At 70.8% G+C, this 18,994-nt stretch carries 17 protein-coding genes and 2 pseudogenes; 1 reads left to right on the forward strand and 18 read right to left on the reverse strand.

Annotated elements, in window-relative coordinates:
• Window positions 1–4: 4 nt before the first annotated feature.
• The 7 genes and pseudogenes from scpB to QQK49_RS08255 form a co-directional block, all read right to left on the reverse strand.
• The gene (gene scpB / locus QQK49_RS08225) at window positions 5–625 is read right to left on the reverse strand and encodes an SMC-Scp complex subunit ScpB (RefSeq protein ID WP_284303512.1); all 621 of its coding nucleotides are present in this window, start codon (window positions 623–625) and stop codon (window positions 5–7) included.
• Window positions 622–1,527 carry a segregation and condensation protein A gene (locus QQK49_RS08230; protein WP_284303513.1) on the reverse strand — a complete coding sequence of 302 codons (906 nt, stop codon included), beginning with the start codon at window positions 1,525–1,527 and terminating at the stop codon, window positions 622–624. Before QQK49_RS08230 ends, scpB begins: the two co-directional genes overlap by 4 nt.
• Complete coding sequence (locus tag QQK49_RS08235; RefSeq protein ID WP_284305853.1) at window positions 1,511–2,347, reverse strand: ParA family protein; 837 nt, start codon at window positions 2,345–2,347, stop codon at window positions 1,511–1,513. The genes QQK49_RS08230 and QQK49_RS08235 overlap by 17 nt, the downstream gene beginning before the upstream one ends.
• Window positions 2,348–2,570: 223 nt before the next feature.
• Window positions 2,571–3,523: pseudogene (locus QQK49_RS08240) on the reverse strand (site-specific tyrosine recombinase XerD).
• Window positions 3,520–4,137, reverse strand: a complete 618-nt coding sequence (locus tag QQK49_RS08245) for a hypothetical protein (protein WP_431310518.1) — start codon at window positions 4,135–4,137, stop codon at window positions 3,520–3,522. Before QQK49_RS08245 ends, QQK49_RS08240 begins: the two are co-directional and overlap by 4 nt.
• A gap of 23 nt (window positions 4,138–4,160) precedes the next feature.
• Window positions 4,161–5,474, reverse strand: a complete 1,314-nt coding sequence (gene hisS, locus QQK49_RS08250; RefSeq protein ID WP_431310582.1) for a histidine--tRNA ligase — start codon at window positions 5,472–5,474, stop codon at window positions 4,161–4,163.
• Between the two features lie 42 nt (window positions 5,475–5,516).
• The gene (locus tag QQK49_RS08255) at window positions 5,517–6,215 is read right to left on the reverse strand and encodes an MBL fold metallo-hydrolase (protein WP_284303515.1); all 699 of its coding nucleotides are present in this window, start codon (window positions 6,213–6,215) and stop codon (window positions 5,517–5,519) included.
• Between the two features lie 180 nt (window positions 6,216–6,395).
• Between QQK49_RS08255 and QQK49_RS08260 the strand changes: the two genes are divergently transcribed.
• Entirely contained in the window at window positions 6,396–7,991 is a 1,596-nt protein-coding gene (locus QQK49_RS08260) for a DUF349 domain-containing protein (RefSeq protein WP_284303516.1), read from the forward strand.
• A gap of 30 nt (window positions 7,992–8,021) precedes the next feature.
• Here QQK49_RS08260 and QQK49_RS08265 read toward each other — a convergent pair whose 3' ends face one another.
• The 11 genes and pseudogenes from QQK49_RS08265 to QQK49_RS08315 form a co-directional block, all read right to left on the reverse strand.
• On the reverse strand, window positions 8,022–10,388 hold the full coding sequence (locus tag QQK49_RS08265; protein WP_431310519.1) for a RelA/SpoT family protein: 2,367 nt from the start codon (window positions 10,386–10,388) through the stop codon (window positions 8,022–8,024).
• Window positions 10,389–10,405: 17 nt separating this feature from the next.
• Window positions 10,406–10,933, reverse strand: a complete 528-nt coding sequence (locus QQK49_RS08270) for an adenine phosphoribosyltransferase (RefSeq protein WP_284303517.1) — start codon at window positions 10,931–10,933, stop codon at window positions 10,406–10,408.
• Window positions 10,934–10,951: 18 nt separating this feature from the next.
• Window positions 10,952–11,959: a protein translocase subunit SecF gene (gene secF, locus QQK49_RS08275; RefSeq protein ID WP_284303518.1), complete on the reverse strand. Its 1,008-nt coding sequence runs from the start codon at window positions 11,957–11,959 to the stop codon at window positions 10,952–10,954.
• A 183-nt stretch (window positions 11,960–12,142) separates the two neighbouring features.
• The gene (gene secD / locus QQK49_RS08280; RefSeq protein WP_284303519.1) at window positions 12,143–14,149 is read right to left on the reverse strand and encodes a protein translocase subunit SecD; all 2,007 of its coding nucleotides are present in this window, start codon (window positions 14,147–14,149) and stop codon (window positions 12,143–12,145) included.
• Between the two features lie 2 nt (window positions 14,150–14,151).
• The gene (gene yajC / locus QQK49_RS08285; protein WP_284303520.1) at window positions 14,152–14,592 is read right to left on the reverse strand and encodes a preprotein translocase subunit YajC; all 441 of its coding nucleotides are present in this window, start codon (window positions 14,590–14,592) and stop codon (window positions 14,152–14,154) included.
• Between the two features lie 131 nt (window positions 14,593–14,723).
• A complete protein-coding gene (gene ruvB / locus QQK49_RS08290; protein WP_284303521.1) occupies window positions 14,724–15,848 on the reverse strand; it encodes a Holliday junction branch migration DNA helicase RuvB in 1,125 nt (374 codons plus the stop codon).
• Window positions 15,845–16,446 (reverse strand): annotated as a pseudogene (gene ruvA / locus QQK49_RS23220) (Holliday junction branch migration protein RuvA). The gene ruvB and the pseudogene ruvA overlap by 4 nt, the downstream one beginning before the upstream one ends.
• Entirely contained in the window at window positions 16,443–16,982 is a 540-nt protein-coding gene (gene ruvC, locus QQK49_RS08300; RefSeq protein ID WP_284303522.1) for a crossover junction endodeoxyribonuclease RuvC, read from the reverse strand. The pseudogene ruvA and the gene ruvC overlap by 4 nt, the downstream one beginning before the upstream one ends.
• Before the next feature lie 97 nt (window positions 16,983–17,079).
• Window positions 17,080–17,853 (reverse strand): YebC/PmpR family DNA-binding transcriptional regulator, encoded by a 774-nt coding sequence (locus tag QQK49_RS08305; protein ID WP_284303523.1) that lies wholly within the window; start codon window positions 17,851–17,853, stop codon window positions 17,080–17,082.
• 160 nt (window positions 17,854–18,013) lie between these two features.
• Window positions 18,014–18,610 (reverse strand): pyridoxal 5'-phosphate synthase glutaminase subunit PdxT, encoded by a 597-nt coding sequence (gene pdxT / locus QQK49_RS08310; protein ID WP_284303524.1) that lies wholly within the window; start codon window positions 18,608–18,610, stop codon window positions 18,014–18,016.
• Between the two features lie 32 nt (window positions 18,611–18,642).
• On the reverse strand, window positions 18,643–18,978 hold the full coding sequence (locus QQK49_RS08315) for a hypothetical protein (protein ID WP_284303525.1): 336 nt from the start codon (window positions 18,976–18,978) through the stop codon (window positions 18,643–18,645).
• Window positions 18,979–18,994: the final 16 nt, after the last annotated feature.

Consider the following 18,994-nt stretch of genomic DNA (forward strand, 5'->3'; position numbering starts at 1 on the left):
TCGCTCATATTCCGCCCCTTTCGGCGATCTCGTCCACTGCGTGTCCCTCGGGCAGATACGGCGCGAGCGCGGGCAGCTCCGAGAGCGAGCCCAGACCCAGCCGGGTGAGGAAGTAGTCGGTGGTGCCGTAGAGGACGGCACCGTGTTCGGCGTCGGTTCCGACCTCCTCGATGAGGCCGCGTGTCGTGAGCGTGCGCACGACACCGTCGACGCTGACGCCTCGCACGGCGGAGATCCGCGCACGCGAGACCGGTTGACGGTACGCGACGACCGCGAGAGTCTCCAAAGCCGCCTGGGACAGTTTCGCGCGCTGCCCCTCGAGGACGAACCGCTCCACGACCGGCGCGTACTCGGCGCGGGAGTACACCCGCCAGCCGGCACCCGTGCGCCGCAGGCTGAATCCGCGACCCTGGTCGTCGTACTCGCCTGCGAGGGACTGCAGGTGCGCGGTCGCCTCCTGCGGGGTGATCTCCAGGGTGCGGGCGATCGTCTCCTCGGTGACGGGTTCCTCGACGACCATGACGACCGCCTCGATCGCGGTCCGGGCGCCTCCGGGCATGGAGGCGAGGTCGATCTCTTCTGTCTCGACCGTCGTCTCGACGTCGGTCTCGGGTTCGGTGCTCATCGCTCCTCCTCGGATCCGGCGGGGGTCGTGGTGTCCTCCTCGTCGAAGTCGGCACCGGCCTCGATCTCGCCGACCTCGGTCCCGGTCCATTCGACGGTGAGGTCGCCGAGGGCCTCGGGCTGGTCGAACACGACCGCGGCCTCGCGGAACAGGTCGAGCAGGGAGAGGAACCGGGCGACGATGACGAGGGTGGAGTCGGCGTCGGCCACGAGGTCGCGGAACGCCACGCGACGCCCGGCGCGCAGACGGCTGACGACGATCTGCGCCTGCTCTCGCACGCTGACCAGGGGCCGGTGCAGGTGCTCGACCCCGACCTGGGGCGGGGTGCGGGTGAGCGCGTCGGCGGCGATCATCGCCAGGTGCTCGGGTGTGATGCCGAGGACGAGTTCCGGCAGGAGCGCGGCGAACTGCGGCTCGAGCTCGGCCTGCCGCGCGACGATGCGCCCGGCCGTCTCCATCCGGTGCTCGCACCATGCCGCGACGTCCTTGAACGCCCGGTACTGCAGCAGCCGCGCGAAGAGCAGGTCGCGGGCCTCGATGAGTTCGAGGTCCTCCTCCTCGGGGTCGAGCGAGGGCAGCAGGCGGGCGGCCTTGAGGTCGAGCAATGTCGCTGCCACGAGGACGAATTCGCTGGCCTGGGAGAGGTCCCATTCCGCGTCGGCCGCCTGTTGGGCGCGGATGTGGGCGATGAACTCGTCGGTGACCTTGGCCAGCGCGATCTCGGTAAGGTCGAGGCGGTGCTTGGCGATGAGGCCGAGCAGCAGGTCGAAGGGTCCGGAGAAGACCTCGAGGTGGACCTCGAACGGCTGGACGGCGGCCCGTCGGGTGATGACGCCGCCGGGGGCCGCGCCGGGCCTCACCTGGTCGGCACCGCCACCCACGACCTCACGCGGCTCCGCCACGGGCGATGAGTTCGCGGGCCAACTGGCGGTACGCCTCGGCGGCGCCGTGACCGGGGGCGTAGGTCGTGATCGGCTCGGCCGCCAACGTGGCGTCCGGGAACTTGACCGTCCGCGTGATGACGGTGTGGAACACCCGGTCCTGGAAGTGGTCGACGACGCTGCCCACGACCTCACGGCTGTGCAGCGTGCGCCCGTCGTACATGGTGGCGAGGATGCCGTCGATCTCCAGGCGGGGGTTGAGCCGGTCGGTGACCTTCTCGATGGTCTCCACGAGCAGGGCGACCCCGCGCATGGCGAAGTACTCGCACTCGAGGGGGATGATGACGCCGTGCGCGGCCGTGAGCGCGTTGACCGTGAGCAGGCCGAGCGAGGGCTGGCAGTCGATGAGCACGACGTCGTACTCGTCGAGGACGGGCCGCAGCACACGCGCGAGCACCATCTCGCGGGCCACCTCACCGACGAGCTGCACCTCCGCCGCGGACAGGTCGATGTTGGCCGGCAGCAGATCCAGACCCGGGGTGCGGCTGCTGCGGATGACGTCGCGGATGTCGTGACCCCGCTCGACGAGCAGGTTGTAGATGGTCAGGTCGAGGTCGTTCGCGCGGATGCCGAGGCCGACCGACAGGGCGCCCTGGGGGTCGAAGTCCACGAGGAGCACCTTGCGCCCGAGTTCGGCCAGGGCGGCACCCAGGTTGATCGTGGTCGTCGTCTTGCCGACGCCGCCCTTCTGGTTGCACATCGCGATGACGCGCGCCGGGCCGTGCGTCTGCAGCGGCGGCGGCTCGGGGAAGTCGGGCATCCGGCGGCCCGTGACGCCCATGTGACCCGAGGCCTCGGTACCGGGCAGACGATCCTGGCTGCCCGTGCCCAATCCCTCGAGGGTCGTCGGTCCACGGGAGGCGCGCTCGTCGTCCTGGAGCGCACGCGCGTCGTCGTCGACCTCCGGGGAGGGATACGCGGGCTGCGTCTCATGCGCGCTCATCGTTGCGTCCTCACTTCGTTCGCGGGGGCACGACCTGCCCTGGTGTTCCCGCCCGAGGCTATCAGCGTGCCCTCGGATGAGCGGTGGCATACGTCTCGCGCAGGTGTGCCGCCGTCACGAGCGTATAGATCTGTGTCGTGGTCACGTTCGCGTGCCCGAGCAGGTCCTGCACCACCCGCACGTCGGCCCCGCCGTCGAGCAGATGGGTCGCGAAGGAGTGCCGCAGGGTGTGCGGTCCGATCCGGCCCGCGAGATCGGCCCGCTCGGCCGCGCCCGCGACGACGGCCCACGCGCTCTGCCGCGACAGCGCCCCGCCACGGGTGTTGAGGAACACCCGATGCTGCGCCGCCCGGCTCCTCCCCCGCCCGGCCAGGACGGGTCGTCCCCGCACGAGATAGTCCTCGAGCGCTCGGGCCGCATAGCTGCCGACCGGCACGATCCGCTCCTTGTCGCCCTTGCCGACCAAGCGGATCTCGGGCAGCCGCGACGCCTCGCGCAGGGTGATCTCGCCCAGGTCGTCGACGACGAGGCCGACGACCTCGCTGATCCGGGCCCCCGTGGCGTAGAGCACCTCGATCAGGGCGCGGTCGCGCAGGCCGACGGGTTCGGGCGCGGCGCCCGCCGCCTCGATGAGCCGCTCCACCTCGTCGCCGGACACGGCCTTGGGCAGCCGCTGCGGCGACAACGGCGGCGAGACGTCGGCGGCGGGATCCTCGGCGGTCATCCCCTCCAGGAGCGCGAAGCGGTGGAACCCGCGCACCGCCGCGAGGAGGCGGGCGGTCGAGGAGGCCGACAGCGGCGTCCCCCGTCGCCGCCCTCGCGTACCGCGGCGACGAAGGAGGTGACGTCGGCGCGCGTCACCTCCCCGGCCTGCGCCCGGCCGGCCCGTTCGAGGTAGGCGTCGTACCGGCGCAGATCGCGCTCGTAGCTGCGCAGGGTGTTGGCCGCCAGACCCCGCTCGATGCGCAGGTGGGCCAGCCACGACGCCCACTGCGCGGGCAGCGCCCGGGTCACCGCCGGTCCCGGACCGGCGGGGGCCTCAGCCCCACGCTGCGCAGCTCGAGTTCGGCCAGAGCGTGCACGACCTCGGTGTCTCCGCGACGCCACGCCGACACGGGATCGGCCGAGATGGCCGCGAGCTTGGGCAGCGGCTGTCGCGACATCGCCCGCAGGGCGAAGAGGTCGAGGTCGGCCTCGGAGTCGAGGAACCGCCGTGCCGCCGACGCGCGGCGGGCGAACCTCGTGCGCATCACCAGCCACGGCACGCCGAGACCCAGGGCGGGGGCCAGCGCCACCACGAGGGCGAGGGCCAACCCGAGATGCTGCACCGTCTGCTCGAACCGCACCCCGGCCGCGTCGGCCTCGACGCCCACGGCCGCGATCCGGCCGAACGTGCCCTGCAACTCGTCCCCCGCCAGCGGGATGCGCGAGACCGACGTGCCGGCGTCGGTCATCGCCGAGGTGAACTCCCCGGCCGCCACCTGCAGTCGTTGCGCCGGCTCGGCGAGCTTGAGGACCAGGTCGTGCACGATCGTGGCCGCCCAGATCCACGCCGCGCACCAGAGCAGGACGGTGAGGTCACCGAGGATCTGGGCGCTCCGACGGGCGGGCGTGAGTGCGTACATCACCCGCCCATCGTGGCACCCCGGGTTCAGACCTCGCGGATGCCGACACGCAGGTCGTCGGCCGGTGGCGTCCACGTCGAGGCGTCGGCGGGCACCTGCTCACCGCTGCGGATGTCCTTGACCGAGTGACCGGCGGTGTCGGGGAACCACACGAACGGGATGCCGCGGCGGTCGGCGAACTTGATCTGCTTGCCGAACTTGGCCGCGACCGGAGCCACCTCGCAGGCGACACCGCGGGCGCGCAACGCGGCCGCCACGCGCATCGACTCCCGACGCTCGTCCTCGCTCGTCACCGCGACGAGCACGGCCGTCGGCGTCGCGCGGGTCGCCTCCAGACCGGGCATGAGCTTGGCCATCAACCGGGAGACGCCGATCGAGATCCCCACGCCCGGATAGGTGTTGCGCCCGTCGTCGGCCAACGCGTCGTAGCGCCCGCCGGAGCAGATCGAGCCGTAGGACTCCTGCCCCACGAGCTGGGTCTCGTACACCGTGCCGGTGTAGTAGTCGAGGCCGCGGGCCACCTTGAGGTCGGCCACGAGCAGACCCGGCGCGTGCTCGGCCGCGGCGTCCATGACGGCCGACAGGGCGAGCAGACCCTCCTCGAGCACGGGGTGCTCCACCCCCAGGGCCCGGACGCGATCCGCGAACGAGGAGTCGGGCGCGTTGATCTCGGCCAGCGCCAGGCACGTGGCGGCCTGCTCGGGGCTCAGACCCGCCTCGGTGAGCATCGTCGCCACGGTCTGCGGGCCCACCTTGTCGATCTTGTCGACGATGCGCAGGACGGGGACGACCTGCTCGGGCGACAACCCGAGCCCGAGGTAGAGGCCCTCGGGGATCCTGCGGTTGTTGACCTGGATGCGGAAAGGCCCGATCGGCAGCCGCGCGAAGGCGTCGGCGATGACCAGGGGCAACTCGACCTCGTAGTGGAAGGGCAGCTCGCCGGAGTCGACGATGTCGATGTCGGCCTGGATGAACTCACGGAAGCGCCCGTCCTGGGGACGCTCACCGCGCCAGACCTTCTGGATCTGGTAGCGGCGGAAGGGGAACGTCAACTTGCCGGAGTTCTCCAGCACGTACCGCGCGAACGGCACGGTGAGGTCGAAGTGGAGCCCGAGGTCAGGGCCCGTGCCGTCGTCCTCGCCGGCCGCCAGACGCGAGAGACCGTAGATCTCCTTGTCGGCGTCGCCGCCCTTGCCGAGCAGCCGGTCGACGGGTTCGACGGCGCGGGTCTCGATACCGGCGAAACCGTGCAGCTCGAACGTGGACCGGATGACGTCGAGGAAGTGCTGCTCGACCGCACGCTGGCCGGGTAGCCACTCGGGAAAGCCGGACATGGGCATGATCTTGCTCTGGCTCAACGCATTTCCTCTGCTGGGTTCGGCTCAGGTCAGGTGGGCGAGGAAGGGGTTCGCCGTGCGTTCACGGGCGATGGTCGTCGCCGGCCCGTGGCCGGGCAGGACGAGGGAGTCGTCGGGCATGGTGAGCACCACGTCCCGCAGGCTCGCCTGCATCGCCGCGTCGTCACCGCCGGGCAGATCCGTGCGTCCGATGCCGCCCGAGAACAGGACGTCACCCGCGAAGATCGTGCGGGCCAGCCCGGAGTCCTCCGGCAGCGAATCGGGCAGGTGCTCGACGGTGAACAGCACGGACCCCTCGGTATGGCCCGGAGCGTGCGCGACCTCGACGGACAACCCCGCGAGGTCGAGCTTCTGTCGGTCGGAGAACGTGACGATGTCGGAGGGTTCGGTCCACTCCAACCCACCGAACTGCGCGGTCAGCATGAGGCGCAGCTCCTCACCGAGTTGATCGGCGGGGTTCTCCAACCGATACCGGTCGTCGGTGTGGATGTAGGCGGCCACGTCACGCTCACCGCACACCGGCGTCACCGAGTAGGTGTGGTCGAGATGTCCGTGCGTCAACAGGACGGCCGCAGGCTTGAGCCGGTGGGTGCGCAACACCTCGGAGAGCCGGTCGACGACCCCGACCCCGGGATCGATGATCAGGCACTCCTCACCCTCGGACGGCGCGACGACGAAGCAGTTGGTCGCGAACGCGGCGGCGGGGAATCCGATCAAGAACACGCCCCCCAGCCTAGACGGCGCCCCGGAATCGCCGTGGATCCCCGTCCCGACGGCGATGTCCGGCCGGTAGACCTGCCCGAATCCCCTGGTCGGCCAGTATCGTGGTGAGGACGGCACCATCTTCCGAACCGTCCGACGCCCCAGCGGCGTCGACGGTGTCCAGACGCAAAGGTCTCCGCTTTGTCCGAGCACACTCCCGCCCCCGCCCACGCCACCCCCGACGCCGGGTCGGCCCCCGACGACATCGCACCCGCGACTCCCGAGGAGACCGCCGGTGTGGCGACCGCGGCAGAGGGCGCCACCGAGTCCGGTGTCGAACCGCAGACCGAGGCAGCGCCGGCGTCCGAGACGGAGCCGGAGCCCGCCCCCGAGCCTCCCGCTGTCTCGACCCCCGTCGAGACCGACGAGGTGCCCGTTCCCGTCCCGACCCCCACCCCCACACCCGCACCCACGCCCGCCCCAGCCCCCGCGCCCTCGGCGGCCCCGGCGCCGCCGCCCGCGCCTTCGGTGGCCACGCACTCCCAGCCGCCGTCGCAGTTCGGGCGCGTCGCCGAGGACGGCACGGTGTTCGTGCGGATCGGCCAGGAGGAGCGCGAGGTCGGCTCCTACCCCGGCGCCACGCCGGAGGAGGCCCTCGCCTACTTCGGGCGCAAGTTCGACGAGGTCGCGGCCCTGGCCGAGCTCCTGCACCAGCGGGTCACCCAGACCGACCTGTCCGCCAAGGAGGGCGCCGACGGCCTGACGCGCCTGCGCGAGGCGGTCGGCGATCTGCGGGCCGTCGGCGACTTCCCCGCGCTGTACGTGCGCATCGAGGACATCGCGACGGCCGTGGAGGTCCGGCGCACCACGGAGGCGCAGGAGCGCACCGCGGCGCGGGCCGAGGCCCTGACCGTGCGTGAGGCGATCGTGGCGGAGGCCGAGAAGATCGCCGCCCAGCCCGAGGAGAAGGTGCAGTGGAAGTCGAGCAGCGCCCGCATGCGCGCGCTGCTCGAGGAGTGGAAGTCCGCCCAGCGTGGCGGACCCAAGCTGGACCGCGAGACCGAACAGGCCCTGTGGCACCGGCTCTCCTCCTCGCGCAACTCCTTCGACAAGATGCGTCGCGTCCACTTCGCCCAGCTCGGCGCGACCCAGGGTGAGGCCAAGGCCCGCAAGGAGGAGCTCGTCGCCCAGGCCGAGGCCCTGCGCGACAGCACCGACTGGGGTCAGACGGCCGGCGCGTTCAAGCGACTCATGGACCAGTGGCGTCAGGCCGGGCGCGCCGCCCGCGCCGACGACGACGCCCTGTGGAAGCGGTTCAAGGCCGCCCAGGACGCGTTCTTCGCCGCCAAGGACGAGGTGGCCGCCGCCGAGAACGTGGAGTTCGAGGCCAACCTCAAGGTCAAGGAGGAGCTGCTCGAGCAGGCCCGGGCCCTGTTGCCCGTCACCGACATCGAGGCCGCCAAGGCCAAGCTCCGCCCGATCCAGGAGAAGTGGGACGCCGCCGGCAAGGTGCCCCGCTCGGCCATGGAACGCATCGAGAAGGGCATGCGCAAGGTCGAGCAGACCATCCGCGACGCCGAACAGCAGAAGTGGAAGCGCACCGACCCCGAGGTCGCCGCGCGCGCCCACAGCATGGTCACCCAGCTCGAGGCGGCCGTGCAGTCCCTGCGTGAGAGCCTCGCCCAGGCCGAGGCCGGCGGCGACACCACGAAGATCGCCAAGGCCAAGGACGCCCTCGAGGCCCGCGAGGCCTGGCTCGCCCAGGCCCGCTCCGGGCTGGAGGAGTTCGGCGGCTGAGCGCCGTCACCACGTTCGGCAGCGGCCCGGTCAGGAGGCGTACTGGCCGGGCTGCTGCTTGACCCCGGAGACGCGGTACACGTCGAAGACGCCGTCGATGCGGCGCACGGCCTTGATGACGTGTTCGAGGTGGCTCGGGTCGCCCATCTCGAAGGTGAACTTGGAGATGGCGAGCCGGTCACGGGAGGTCTGCACCGCGGCCGACAGGATGTTGACGTGGTGGTCGGACAGCACTCGGGTGATGTCCGAGAGCAACCGGCTGCGGTCGAGGGCCTCGACCTGCAGTTGCACGAGGAACATGGTCGCCGCCGACGGCGACCACGACACCGTGACGAGCCGCTCGGGGTGGGCTCGCAGACCGTCGGCGTTCGTGCAGTTGGTGCGGTGGACCGACACGTACCCGCCGCGCGTGGTGAAGCCCATGATCTCGTCGCCGGGCACCGGCGTGCAGCACTTGGCGAGCTTGGTCTCCACGCCGGAGGTCTGTTCGACGACGACGCCGGTGTCGGTCTTGCGGCGGCGTCCGCGGCCGGGGAGCCCGGGCAGTGTCGCCTCGGCGAAGTCCTCCTCGGCGCCGTCCTCGCCGCCGTGTGCCGCGATGATCTTCTCCACGACGCTCTGCGCCGAGACGTTGTTCTCCCCCACCGCCGCGTACAGGGCGTCGATGTCGGGATAGCGGAGTTCGTCGGCGATCGCGCTGAGGGTGCCGGCGTTCATGATGCGCTGCAGCGGGAGGTTCTGCTTGCGCATCGCCTTGGCGATCTCCTCGCGCCCGACCTCGATGGCCTCCTCGCGGCGTTCCTTGGTGAACCACTGCCGGATCTTGTTGCGCGCCCGGGGACTCTTGACGAAGGTCAGCCAGTCGCGCGAGGGGCCGGCGCCGTCGGCCTTGCTCGTGAGGATCTCGACGACGTCGCCGTTCTCGAGGCGCGACTCCAGCGGCACGAGCCGTCCGTTGACGCGGCCGCCGATGCAGTGGTGCCCGACCTCGGTGTGCACGGCGTAGGCGAAGTCGACCGGGGTCGACCCCAGCGGCAGCGCGATCACCCCGCCCTTGGGCGTGAACGCGAACACCTCCTGGGCGTTGATCTCGAACCGCAGCGAATCGAGGAACTCCCCGGGGTCGGCGGTCTCCTTCTGCCAGTCGACGAGTTGCCGCAGCCAGGCCATGTCGGTGGGGTCGCCCGAGGGCGGAGCCGCGACGGCGGGGGTGGCGACGGTGCCGCTGACCTCCTTGTACTTCCAGTGGGCGGCGACGCCGTACTCGGCGCGGCGGTGCATCGTGTGGGTGCGGATCTGGATCTCCACGGGCTTGCCGCCCGGCCCCACGACCGTCGTGTGCAACGACTGGTACATGTTGAACTTGGGCATCGCGATGTAGTCCTTGAACCGCCCCGGCATGGGCTTCCATCGCGCGTGCATCGTGCCCAGCGCCGCGTAGCAGTCGCGCACCGAGTCGACGAGTACCCGGACGGCGACGAGGTCGTAGATGTCCTCGAAGTCGCGGCCGCGCACGATCATCTTCTGGTACACGGAGTAGTAGTGCTTGGGGCGGCCGGTGACGGTGGCCGTGATGCGGGCCGCCTTGAGGTCGTCGCCCACCTGCTTCTTGACCTGGGTGAGGTACTCCTCGCGCGCGGGCGCCCGCTCGGCCACCATGCGCACGATCTCGTCGTACACCTTGGGGTAGAGCGTGGCGAACGCGAGGTCCTCCAGCTCCCACTTGATCGTGTTCATGCCGAGTCGGTGCGCGAGCGGCGCGTAGATCTCGAGGGTCTCGCGGGCCTTCTTGGAGGCCGAGGACGCGGACACGTAACGCCAGGTGCGGGCGTTGTGCAACCGGTCGGCGAGCTTGATGACCAGGACGCGGATGTCGCGGGCCATGGCGATGACCATCTTGCGCACGGTCTCGGCCTGCGCCGCGTCGCCGTACTTGACCCGGTCGAGCTTGGTGACGCCGTCGACGAGCATCGCGATCTCGTCGCCGTACTCCTCACGCAGCGCGTCGAGGGCGTACCCGGTGTCCTCGACCGTGTCGTGCAACATGGCCGCGGCCAGGGTGGTCGGAGGCATGCCGAGCTCGGCGAGGATCGTCGTCACCGCGAGGGGATGCGTGATGTAGGGGTCGCCGTTCTTGCGCAGTTGCCCCTTGTGCCATTCCTCGGCTGTCTCGAACGCGCGCTCGATGACCGAGACGTCGGCCTTGGGGTGCGTGGCACGCACGGCCCGCAGCAGCGGCTCCAGCTCGGGGTGGGCGTAGTGCCGTGATCCGAGCCGCGCCAGGCGCGCCCGCATGCTGGCTCCGACCGAACTCCCGGTGGCCGGCGGTGGCGTCGAGGCAGGGGTACGGGCGGGCGCATCTGCTGCTCCCGACTCCGGCTGACCCGTCACGCTCATGCGGTTCAGTCTACGGGCTACACCTGCAGGAGTGCGTGCAGCGGACGTGCCCCGAGGGCCTCGCGGCCGCCCAGGGCGGCGATCTCGACGACGACGTCGACCCCGGCGACGACGCCACCCAACCGCTCGACGAGATCGCACGTCGCGGCCGCCGTGCCGCCCGTGGCCAGCACGTCGTCCATGACGAGAACGCGCGTGCCGGAGGTGAACGCGTCGGAGTGGATCTCGATGGTCGCGTGGCCGTATTCCAGCGCGTAGTTGGCGGACTCGGTCGCCGCGGGCAGCTTGCCCGCCTTGCGCACCGGCACGAACCCGACACCGAGGGCATAGGCCGTGGCCGCACCGATCATGAAACCGCGGGCCTCGATGCCGACGACCACGTCGACGTCGCCCCGGAACCGGGCCACGACGTCCTCGACGACCGCCGCCAGGGCGTCATGATCGGCGAGCAGCGGGGTGAAGTCCTTGAAGACCACACCCCGTTCGGGGAAGTCCGGAATGTCCCGAAGTCGGGACGCGACGAGCGAGGCGAGGGATTCGGTCACGAGCACCGACCCTACCGCCTACTTCTCGCCCTTCTTCTTCTGCTCGGAGGCCCGTTTGCGCTCGCCGCGCTGCGCCTTCTGGGCGTAAGGATGGATCGGTCGGCCGGTGGCCGTCACGTCTCCGTCGGTGGACACGACCGGCTTCTCGCCGACGGCGACCGCCGAGGAGCCACCGCTCGCCCCGACCGGCGCCTGGACGACACCCGTGGTGCCGGCGTCCTCCGCGTGTGTCGGTGCGGTCACGCGGTTGCGCTCCACCCGTTCGCGTAGGGCGACCACGGACTTCTCCCGGCGGCGCAGGTCCACCAACAGGGGCGTGGCGATGCAGATCGAGGAGTAGGTGCCCACGGCGATACCGATGAACAGCGCCAGCGACAGGTCGCGCAGCGTGCCCGGTCCGATGATGATCCAGGCCGGGATGAGGATGGCCGCCACCGGCAGCAACGCGACGACCGAGGTGTTGATCGAGCGGACCAGGGTCTGGTTGACAGCGAGGTTGCTCGCCTCGTCGTAGGTGAGATTCCCGCGTCTGAAGGCGTCGTCGGTGTTCTCACGCACCTTGTCGAAGACGACCACCGTGTCGTACATCGAATACCCGAGGATCGTGAGGAATCCGATCGCCGAGGCCGGGGTGACCTCGAAGCCCGCGAGGACGTAGATGCCCACGGTGAACACGATGTCGTGCACCAGCGCGACCAGGGCGGCCACCGCCATCTTCCACGTGCGGAAGTACAACGCCAGCACCACCGAGACGAGCACGAGGAACAGCAGCAGAGCCCGGATCGCGTCGTTGGTCACCGACGCACCCCAGGAGGGGCCGATGACCGAGCTGGCGACGGTGTCGCCGGGTACACCGAACTCCTGGGCCAGACCGTCGCGTACATCGATCGCGCGACGGTCGTCGAACCGTTCGGTCTGCACGCGCAGACCGTCGGCACCGACCCGCGTGACCGACGCCTGGTCGACCTTGCCGACCTCGCGGATGACGTCGGTGGCCCGCATCTCGAAGTTCTCGAGGTTGCTCACCCCCGGCACGCGGAAGTCCGAACCCCCGTGAACTCGATCCCGAGGTTGACCCCCGGATCGCCATGCCTCCGACCGTCAGCAGCAGCAACACGAGCGAGGCGGTGTACCACCGCTTGGCGCGACCGACGAAGTCGATCGAGCGCCGCCCGGTGTAGAGGTCGTTACCGAAGTCGCTGAACCGGCTCATGCGTCCCTCCTCGGGGTGGAGCCGACCTGGTCGGCATCGGCATCGGCCTCACCCACGCCGGAACCACCGGCTGTCGTGGACCCGTTGCGCTGCCCCGGGCGACCGAAGCGACCACGCCCCAGGTACCGGGAACGATCGACGCCCAGACTCTCGGCGGACAAGCCGGACATGGGGTGGCCCTCACCGAAGAACGTGGTGCGGGTGAGGACCGTCAGCATCGGGAAGGTGAAGAGGAACGTGACGAGGAGGTCGATGATCGTCGTGAGCATGAGCATGAACGCGAAGCCCCGCACGTTGCTCGCGGCGAGGATGTAGAGCACGAGGGCCGCGAGGAAGTTGACCGCGCCGGAGATGAGGATCGTCCGGCGGGCACGTCCCCACCCGGTGAGCACGGCCGATCCGACCGCGCGCCCATCGCGGACCTCGTCGCGGACACGTTCGAAGTAGACGATGAACGAGTCGGCGGTCGTTCCGATCGCCACGATGGCACCGGTGACACCGGCCATCGTCAGGCGCAGGTTGTAGTGCCAGCCCAGCAGCGTGAGCAGCAGGTAGGTCACCAGCGCCACGAGCAGCAACGAGGCCGTGGTGACGATGCCGAGCACGCGGTACTGCACGAAGAAGTAGACGATGACCAGGCCGAGTCCGATGAGACCGGCGATGATCCCGAGCTGGAGCTGGTCGGCGCCCACGGTCGGGCTGATCTGCTCCGAGCTCTGCACGGTGAACGACATCGGCAGCGCACCGAACTTGAGCTGGTCGGCGAGCGCCTGCGCGCCATCGTTGTCGAAGTCGCCGCTGATGGCGGCCTGACCGTCGGGGATCGGGCCCTGGAAGTAGGGAGCCGAGACCACGCGGCCGTCGAGCACGGTGGCGAGCTGGTTGCGCGGCTCCTGCAGCCCGAGCATGTAGGTGCTGATGATGCGGTAGGGCTCGACCGCCTCACCCTTCATGCGCAGGTTGACCTGGTAGCCGGGCATCGGCTGACCCTGGTTGTTCGTGCGTGGTCCGGCGCTGGCGTCGGCGAGCTGGTCGCCGTCGATGACCGACGGGCCGAGCAGGTACTTGGCCGCACCCGAGGTGTCACAGGCGACCGTCGCGAGATCGGGGTCGACCGCGGAGTCGCTCTCCTGCGGCTTCGTGCAGTCCAGGGCCTGGATCTGCTCGATGTACTGCGGCACCGACATCCACGCCTCGTTGGTGGCGTACTCGATGAGCTTCTGCGGGTCCTGACGATCGGCCGCCGTGATGCGGGTGAGCCCCGGAGCGACCTCCTCCAGCTTGGGCTGGTGCAGCAGGGCGGTCGGGTCCGAGGCCGGGGTCGTGGGCTCCGCGGCGGGCTCGGAGGCGGCCGGCGACTCCGTGCTCGTGGGGGTCGGGCTCGGGGTGGCGTCGACGGCCGGAGCACCGGCGCGGGTGAGCGCCTGGGGTGCGACGACGTCGGCCGTCGTGGTGGGGGCGGGCTCGGCCGGTGTGCCGGACGCCGTCGGGGACCCGGTCGGCGTGGCGGCGGGGCTGGGCGATCCCGTCGGAGCGACGGTCTCGGTGGCATCGCCGGTCGGGGCCTCGGTGGGCTCGCCCGTGACGCCGGGCGTCGGCGCCGGCGCCTGCTGCGCGGGGAGCACCGCGAGCACGGGCCGGAAACGCATCTGCGACGACTGCCGCAGCGCCTCCTCCTGCTCGCGGTTCATCTCACCGGGCACGGCCACGACGACGTTGCTGCCCAGCGTGGCGACCTCGGCCTCGGCCACACCCTGGCCGTCGACGCGGGCGCGGATGATGTCGACCGCCTGGGCCAGTTGCTGCTCGTTGACGCTCTGTCCCTCACCCACCTGGGGCGCCAGCACCATCTGCGTGCCGCCCTCGAGGTCCAGACCCAGCTTGGGGGTCGGTTGACCCCCGCCCCACTGGACCGCCGAACCCACGGCGATCGCCAGGGCCAGCAGGATCGCGGCCATCGCGGCCAGGGATCGCCAGGCCGATCGGGTGTTCACCTTGGCCATGCTCAGTCCTGTCGCGGAGTGTCGGGACGGTCCGAGCGGACGTCGTCCGTGGGTCCCGTCGTGTCCTCGTGCGTCGTGTCGTGCGTGGGATCGGTGAGGCCGGTCGTGCCGAACGCCGGGACGTCGCTGGTGCGACCGGAGACCGTGCGGCGGTCGACGCGCACGACCACGCCGGGGCTGACCTCGAGGCCGAGCACGGGACCCTCGACGGAGACGAGCCGTCCGATGATCCCGCCCACGGTGAGTACCTCGTCACCGACGGCGAGGGACGCCTGCATCTGCGCCACCTCACGCTGGCGGCGGCGTTGGGAGACGATCATCCAGATCATCAGCGCCACCAGGAGCAGCAAGGGCAGCAGGCCGAGCAGTGAATCCATCGAGATCCTCGTCGTCGTGGTGGGCACCCCGTCACGCGCGGCGCCCTCGGTCGAACCGGCGGGCACCCCCTCGCCTCACCAGACGGCCCTCCGATCAAGGAGCGCCTCATCGAGTTTAGGTGACGCTCATCGTCATACGCCAACACGCCGCGCGCATCGGGCGCGGGAGATCCCCGTCGCGCGCGTGTCCTCGCAGCTCAGTCGCCCTGCTGCGGCAGGGCCGGATCCTCGATCGGGAGCGCCTGTTGCAGGCCGGCAGCGGTGGAGGCGGGGGGCCGCAGACCGAGGTGTTCCCACGTGCGTGCCGTCGCCATCCGGCCGCGCGGGGTGCGGAGCATGTACCCCTCGCGCACCAGGTACGGCTCGGCGACGGTCTCGACGGTGTCCGACTCCTCCCCCACGGCCACGGCGAGGGTGGACAACCCCACCGGTCCACCCGCGAAGCGGCTGCACAACGCCTCGAGCACGGCGCGGTCCAGCCGGTCGAGTCCGCGTTCGTCGACGTCGAACAGCGCGAGCGCGGCCTCCGCGGCGCCGAGGTCGACGATGTGGCTCCCGTGCACCTGCGCCCAGTCCCGCACCCGCCGCAGCAGACGGTTGGCGATGCGCGGTGTGCCCCGCGATCGGCGGGCGATCTCGTGGATGCCGGCCGCGTCCTCCTCGATGCCCAGCAGGCCCGCCGAGCGCACGAGGATCGTCTCCAGATCGCGGGTGTCGTAGAAGTCGAGGTGACCGGTGAACCCGAAGCGGTCACGCAACGGCGCGGGGAGCAGCCCGGCGCGGGTCGTCGCCCCGACGACCGTGAACGGCGCGAGCTCGAGCGGGATCGCCGTGGCCCCGGGCCCCTTGCCGACGATGATGTCGACGCGGAAGTCCTCCATGGCCAGGTAGAGCATCTCCTCGGCCGGGCGGCTCATGCGGTGGATCTCGTCGAGGAACAGCACCTCGCCCTCGGTGAGCGAGGACAGGATCGACGCGAGATCCCCGGCGTGCTGGATCGCGGGCCCGCTCGTGATGCGGATCGGCGCCTCGAGTTCGGCCGCGGTGATCATGGCCAGCGTCGTCTTGCCCAGGCCGGGCGGCCCGGACAGGAGGATGTGGTCCGGTGGGGCGCCGCGGCGACGGGCGGCCTCCAGCACGAGCGCCAGCTGCTCACGCACCCGCGGCTGTCCGGGGAACTCCGAGAGCCGCCGGGGTCGCAGTGCCGCCTCGACGCGCTCCTCGTCCCCCTCGATCGACGGGTCGACGATGCGCGCGGTCGCGTCGTAGGAGCCGTCGGCGCACTCCGGCTCCGGGGAGGGGTCGACGTCCGGACCGGTCATCGGCCGAGCTCCCGCAGTGCCGCCTTGAGCAGGCCGGGCACGCCGGCGCCCTCACCCTCGCGGGCGATCGCGGCGTCGATGGCCGAATCCGCCTGCTTGGCGTTCCATCCCAGACCGACGAGCGCCTCGCGCACCGGGTCCCGCGTGGCATCGCCGGAGACCGGCACCGGCGCCGTAGCGCCCCCGCGCCCTGCGGCGGGGCCGCGATCTTGTCGCGCAACTCGAGCACGATGCGCTCGGCACCCTTCTTGCCGATGCCCGGCACCTTGGTCAGCGTGGCCACGTCACCGGAGGACACGGCCCGGCGCAACGTGTCCGGGGGAAGCACCGCGAGCATCGCCAGCGCCAGGCGCGGCCCGACCCCCGAGACGGTCTGCACCGTCTCGAACAGGTCGCGCTCGTCGCCGGATCCGAACCCGAACAACGTCAGGGAGTCCTCGCGCACCACGAGAGAGGTCGCGAGCGTCGCCTCCCGCCCGAGGTGGTGGGCCGCGGCCGTGGTCGGCGTCGTGAACACCGTGAACCCCACACCGCCGACCTCGAGGACCACCCGGTCCAGCCCGACGTGCCGCGTCGTGCCCGACAGACTGCTGATCATCGACGACCTCCCACACCCTGACGCCGGGCCGCCACGGCCACGGCCTCCTCGATCCGCGACCGCGCACCGCCACGCCACACGTGACACACCGCCAGCGCCAACGCGTCCGCCGCATCGGCCGGACGCGGCGCCTCGGTCAGCTTGAGGATGCGCGTGATCATCGACGTCACCTGCGCCTTGTCCGCCCGCCCGTTGCCCGTCACCGCGGCCTTGACCTCACTAGGGGTGTGCATCGCCAGAGGCAGACCCCGCCGCGCGGCCGCCAACATCGGGATCGCACTCGCCTGAGCCGTCCCCATGATCGTGCTCACATCGCCCCGCGCGAACACCCGCTCCACCGCGATCGCATCCGGCGAGTACTCCTCCACCCACCGCTCCAGCTCGACCTGCAACGCCAACAGCCGCTCACCGATCCCGTCCGAGGCCGGCGTCCGCACGACCCCCACCGCCACCATCCGCAGCGGCCGGCCCATGCCCCCGTCGACGACACCCAGACCACACCTCGTCAACCCCGGGTCGACGCCCAACACGCGCATGCGTCACTCCCCTCGTCGATGGCGAACAGTTGTTCGATCGCCACTCTACGGGGACACCCGGTGACAACCGGTCACGACATACCCGGGAGAGGAGACCTCAGTCCTGGTCCTCGTCCAGCTCGGCCGCGACCTCGTCGCTCACGTCCCCGTTCGCGTACACGTTCTGCACGTCGTCGCTGTCCTCGAGGGCGTCGATGACCCGCATCATCTTGCGGGCGCCGTCGGCGTCGAGGGGGACGACGAGGTTGGGGACGAACTCGGCCTCGGCGCTGTCGTAGTCGACGCCGGCCTCCTGCAGCGCGGTGCGGACCGCGACGAAGTCGGTGGCCTCCGACAGGATGCGGAAGCTGTCGCCGTAGTCCTCGACCTCCTCGGCGCCGGCGTCGAGCACGACCTCGAGGAGGGAGTCCTCGCCGATCTCGCCGTCCTTCTGCGCCTTGGGCACCATGACGACGCCCTTGCGGGCGAAGTTGTAGGAGACGCTGCCCGGGTCGGCCAGGTTTCCGCCGTTGCGGGTGAGGGCGACCCGGACCTCGGTGGCGGCGCGGTTGCGGTTGTCGGTGAGGCACTCGATGAGCACCGCGACACCACCGGGCGCGTAGCCCTCGTACATGATCGTCTGCCAGTCGGCGCCGCCGGCCTCGGCGCCGGAGCCGCGCTTGACGGCGCGGTCGATGTTGTCGTTGGGCACCGAGCTCTTCTTGGCCTTCTGGACGGCGTCGAAGAGGGTCGGGTTGCCGTTGATGTCACCGCCGCCGGTGCGGGCGGCGACCTCGATGTTCTTGATGAGCTTGGCGAAGAGTTTGCCGCGCTTGGCGTCGATCGCCGCCTTCTTGTGCTTGGTCGTCGCCCACTTGGAGTGACCGCTCATCGTGATCTCCCTGTCCGTCGCTGTGCGGTGTCGCGCCCTCGACCATCGGGGAGAACGCGTCTCGGGGTCGTCGTCCCCCGTGAAACTCGTCGAAACCTCGTCGAATCCTAAGGGTCGGCTCCGCCTCCGTCGAAACCATGCCCGAAAGCGGGAGCGCCCGCTACCGCGTCATCCGCGCGAACATCTCGTGGAAACGCAGGTCCCCGGTGACCTCGGGGTGGAAGGAGGTCGCGAGTGCGCGTCCCTGACGGACCGCCACCGGCCGCGACCCGCCACCAAAGTCCACCGACGCCAGCACCTCGACCCCGGCGCCGATCTCCTCGACCCACGGCGCCCGGATGAAGACCGCGTGCACCGGGGAGGTGAAGCGCGCGTCGGCCACCTCGAGATCCGCCTCGAAGGAGTCGACCTGACGCCCGAAGGCGTTGCGCCGGACCAGCATGTCGATGCCGCCCAGGGTGCGTTGGCCCCGGTGGGCCTCGACGAGGCGGTCGGCGAGCAGGATCATGCCCGCGCACGACCCGAACACCGGCAGGCCCGCGGCGATCCGGTCCGCGAGCGGCTCGAAGAGGCCGAAGGCCCGCATGAGCTTGTCGATCGTCGTGGACTCGCCTCCCGGCAGGACGATCCCGTCGAGTGCGTCGAGTTCGGCCGGGCGACGCACGAGCACGGCCTCGGCGCCACATGCCCTCAACGCGGCGGCGTGTTCACGTACATCACCCTGAACTGCGAGGACACCGATCCTGGGAGTGGTCACGAGCGCGAAGACTACCCCTCACGCCGGAGCGCCTACGACGCCTGCGCCTCGCCGGCACGAACCCGGCGCACCAGCAGGTACTCCCGAGAACTCGACACGCTGACGACGTCGGCGTCGGCCTCCTGCAACTCGGCGACCACCCACGGGTGCTGCTCGTGCACGACGGGCTGCTCGCGGACGACCTGCCAGCCCTCGTCGCCCATCTCGTTGAGCGCGGCCATCGGCGAGCGCACCTCACCGATCTGCAGGCTGTGCCCGTGACGGGTGGTGAAGCGGCGGAAGTTCGTGGGGCCGGTACGGCGGTGCGCGATCCCGACGATCATCTCCTGGTACTCGAAGCGATCGTGGGGGACGTCGTTGTGGGTCATACCCGCCCATCGGCAC

Origin of the sequence: Mobilicoccus caccae (genome assembly GCF_030161635.1) — a bacterium.
Taxonomy (GTDB): domain Bacteria; phylum Actinomycetota; class Actinomycetes; order Actinomycetales; family Dermatophilaceae; genus Mobilicoccus; species Mobilicoccus caccae.